The following is a 1,261-nucleotide window of genomic DNA, read 5'->3' on the forward strand; positions in this document are numbered from 1 at the left end:
TGTACCGAATCATTTTGGTCTGTATCGTACAGTACCGAATATGTTTTTTACGGATTGCTTATTTTTTTATTCCTAATTATTATCTTTGAACTATGAGCACATTGACAAAACCAAATCATATAGGCCGAAAAATCAGCCGTATTCGTGAACTTAGAGACATGAAACAAGAAGCATTGGCGCAGGCTTTGGGAACAAACCAACAGGCGATATCTGCTATGGAGAATAGCGAAACGATAGATGAAGAAAAACTTATGGAAGTTGCAAAAGCTCTTGGTGTAACACCTGAAGCAATTAAAAACTTTTCGGAAGATGCTGTGATTAATTATTTCAATAATTATTACGACAATAAAGGGCACATATTAAATTCTTGTAGTCATCTTACTTTTAATCCTCTTGAAAAAGTTGTAGAACTTTACGAAAGATTAGTTCAGGCTGAAAAAGATAAAGTCGAGTATTTGGAAAAATTATTGAAAGAAAAATAACCTTTATAGAAGGCGAATTAATTCCAAAATTGAGACTCTAGACGGGGTCTCTTTTTTGTTTCAGATATTTTTTTATGGTGCAACAATAATAAAAAACCAACAAAATGGACAAAACTATTAAACTCCGTGTGAGAAAGGAAATTGACAACGGTGACGAGCTTAAAGTATTGAAATTAAAAGGCGCATTAATTGCTAAGAAGTACACTGAAATCATTCACATTGCTGATGAAAATGATGATTTTTATCTTAATTCATTTTCTTCCTCACCAGCCCACAAAAAAGAGGCAGAAGATTTTATACTAGATTACATTTCAAACAATAATCTTACTGACACTATAGCATTGATTAGTAGTAGTCCTACAAGCAAAAATGTGGCTGAAATTTTAAAGTCACAACCATAATTAATACAAAAGAATGACTTCACAAGAACAAAATTTTTATTCCTTAATTGGGCAAATATCAATCGGATTTTCAAACCTTGAAAGTCAAATCAAAAAAATTATTGGATTATTAATAAAATTGGATGACGAATTTGTCAATCAAATTATATTGGAAGATAACAATATCAGTCAGAACTTAAAATTGTTATTAAAGTTAACCAAATATCGCTATGTTGAAGAGGGAAGGATAAAAGCTCTACACAATTCTATTGATAAAATCAGAATTAATAGAAATCTTTTTATTCACGGGCTCTGGAAATTATATGAAGATGAAAATGGATTAAAATTTGTTTGTGAAATAAAAAAAGTAGAATTTAAAAAAGTGACTCATGGTATAGC

3 protein-coding genes are annotated in these 1,261 nt (G+C 30.5%); all 3 read left to right on the forward strand.

From position 1 onward, the window contains the following. Nucleotides 1-92: 92 nt before the first annotated feature. Nucleotides 93-482: a helix-turn-helix domain-containing protein gene (locus FPG59_RS16145; protein WP_086455540.1), complete on the forward strand. Its 390-nt coding sequence runs from the start codon at nt 93-95 to the stop codon at nt 480-482. Nucleotides 483-586: 104 nt separating this feature from the next. Further along, on the forward strand, nt 587-883 hold the full coding sequence (locus FPG59_RS16150) for a hypothetical protein (RefSeq protein ID WP_086455541.1): 297 nt from the start codon (nt 587-589) through the stop codon (nt 881-883). 13 nt (nt 884-896) lie between these two features. Continuing rightward, on the forward strand, nt 897-1,261 hold a 365-nt coding region (locus tag FPG59_RS16155; protein WP_140344724.1), incomplete at its 3' end, for a hypothetical protein.

Origin of the sequence: Flavobacterium sp. FPG59, assembly GCF_002150205.1 — a bacterium.
GTDB lineage: Bacteria > Bacteroidota > Bacteroidia > Flavobacteriales > Flavobacteriaceae > Flavobacterium.